Source organism: Pedobacter sp. UBA4863, assembly GCF_002399615.1.
Taxonomy (GTDB): Bacteria; Bacteroidota; Bacteroidia; order Sphingobacteriales; family Sphingobacteriaceae; genus Pedobacter.
On sequence record NZ_DHDZ01000038.1, the window covers coordinates 81,271 to 83,417 of the forward strand.

The 2,147-nt window shown below is 36.8% G+C and carries 2 protein-coding genes; one reads left to right on the plus strand and one right to left on the minus strand.

All coding sequences use genetic code 11. The features are described from left to right. Positions 1 to 334 precede the first annotated feature (334 nt). Complete coding sequence (locus B3I52_RS09490; RefSeq protein ID WP_293300684.1) at positions 335 to 661, minus strand: DUF493 family protein; 327 nt, start codon at positions 659 to 661, stop codon at positions 335 to 337. An 832-nt stretch (positions 662 to 1,493) separates the two neighbouring features. Between B3I52_RS09490 and B3I52_RS09495 the strand changes: the two genes are divergently transcribed. Further along, positions 1,494 to 1,724 (plus strand): hypothetical protein, encoded by a 231-nt coding sequence (locus B3I52_RS09495; protein ID WP_293300685.1) that lies wholly within the window; start codon positions 1,494 to 1,496, stop codon positions 1,722 to 1,724. The last annotated feature ends 423 nt before the right edge of the window (positions 1,725 to 2,147 follow it).

Sequence of the window (2,147 nt, forward strand, 5' to 3'; positions counted from 1 at the left end):
AAAAGTAAGAGCCCAGCGGCGGCTAGCTAAAAAATATGTTTAAACATCCTTTATCTAAGATGAAATATACTTCTTAATCCAAACTCACGTTAATTATCTATTGAAAAAAATTTACATATTCAGTGGTCTTGGAGCCGATGAAAGAGTATTCAAATACTTAGATTTTAAAGATTTGGATATCACTTTTGTGCAATGGATTAAACCTAAAATCAACAAATTGTTAACTAGTTGACTAAGCAAATAGATAGATTTCGCCACTCCTTACAGTTGTTCGAAATGACGACCTATTTATTGCAATTCCACTTTGGACCTTCAGCTTTCTGGCCTTAACTCCCTAAAGCATCATAATGCCTTTAATCTCGCCTACTTTTTTATAGATATCCACTACGGCATCTGCATCCTGCATCCACTTTTTAACGGTTACAGCAATATACTTTCCTGTTTTAGATGGAGTTTCAATAAATTTGTCTTCAGGCAATATTTCCCTTAATTCTTTTATTTTATCTACCCCTCCCGTTAAAATAAACTTAAAAACATATATTTCAGGGAAAGTTTGTACGCTTTCTAACTTTTCTTTAAAATTAGCATATACATCTTTATTGTTATTGCGCTCTGGAATGTCATGGAAATCAATTCCTTCATTAAATATTTTCTTAGTCATTATCTTAACTCCTCTTTTATTTTAAATACAAATGCTGTTCCCTTTTAGTTTTCCTGAAATTTTGTCATCCTCAAATTAACTCTCATGAGCTGATCATCCTCTCCGTAAAAAATTAAAGCTTTAGCAAAGCCCAATACTTACTAACCTACTTATTTCTTGTGAAATAGCCCGTACTTTTTAAAATAAATTCAAGCTCAGTTGTTGTGCATTTAGCCACAGCATTTGTCGCAATTACGGGCTCATAAAAAACCCCTATCTTTTGGAAAGGGGTTTGGGATACTGTTTTTTTATTTGTTGGTCGTTAACCTTTGTTCTTTAATCCTTGATCCTTGCTCATTATTGTTGGAGCTAAGTAACACTACCTAAAAGAGGCCGTCTCAAAAGTTAAAATCATATCGTCATTTCGAAGAGGCACGAGGAGAAATCTCCCATAGAAGTGCTTTTGAGTGAGATTTCTCACTCCACTTGGTTTCGTTCCGAAATGACAACCGACTTTTAAGACAGCCTCTTAGGATGAGGACTTATTTAATCACCAACAATTTCTTTACTTCTTTTACTTCTTTACCTGTTAGGTCATTGGTTAATAACGGAGAGGAATAGTAATTATAAATTCCGCCACCAGAATACTGGTATATGGTTTTTGAATTTACTATGATAATTCCGTAATCGTTTGCATTGCCATCTTTTACGGTAAAGCCGTTAAGTTCGGCGATACCTACAGCACCTGCGCTAATGACTACGTGGTAGGCGTTGTCTGTGTTGTCAGTTGCAGTGCCTAAAGCGCCATTTAAAATGCTGACATTGATGCTTAGGGTTAAATTTCTATCTGTTAATGCGGTTTCTGTACCTGCAAAACCACCATATATTTGTACATCTTTTTTCAGTACAAAGGCATTGTTGCGGTCGTGATTTAACCGAATCTAACTTGCGGATTGTTTTATTACAGAAAATAGGGCTCAACAATGCAGAAACTGCTAATCTTTTAGGTATAACTACAGAAGCTGTTAAAAAGGCTAAACAGCGCATGCGTAAAAAATACACCGAAAAGTTAGAAAGTGTTTGAGGAGGGTGTTAAGGTTATCCTAAAGAGGGCGTTTCACTGCACAGGCTTTCTGGCCTAATGCGCAGGCGGTAAACCACTGACATCAATAAATAAAAGCAATTAGAGCAGCATCCTATAGCTCAATGTCATTAAGTTAAGGAAATTAAAACGTTGGCGAGGACGCCAGCGTGTGATTTTTCATATGTTGGCGTCCCCGCCAACGCTTTTTTTTCTACCGTTTGGTGTCCTCACCAAACGGAAAGAACAAAACTTATTTCGGTAGGTGGGGACACCCACCGATAGACTAAAAATACACCGAAAAGTTAGAAAGTGTTTGAGGAGGGTGTTAAGGTTATCCTAAAAAGGGCATTTCACTGCACAGCCTTTCTGGCCTAATGCGCAGGCGGTTAACTACCTCTGGCATCAATAAATAAAAGCAATTAG

Coding starts and splice junctions, on each gene's coding strand:
- B3I52_RS09490 (WP_293300684.1), bottom strand. CDS start 661: ATGACTAAGAAAATATTTAATGAAGGAATTGATTTCCATGACATTCCA.
- B3I52_RS09495 (WP_293300685.1), top strand. CDS start 1,494: ATGCGGTTTCTGTACCTGCAAAACCACCATATATTTGTACATCTTTTT.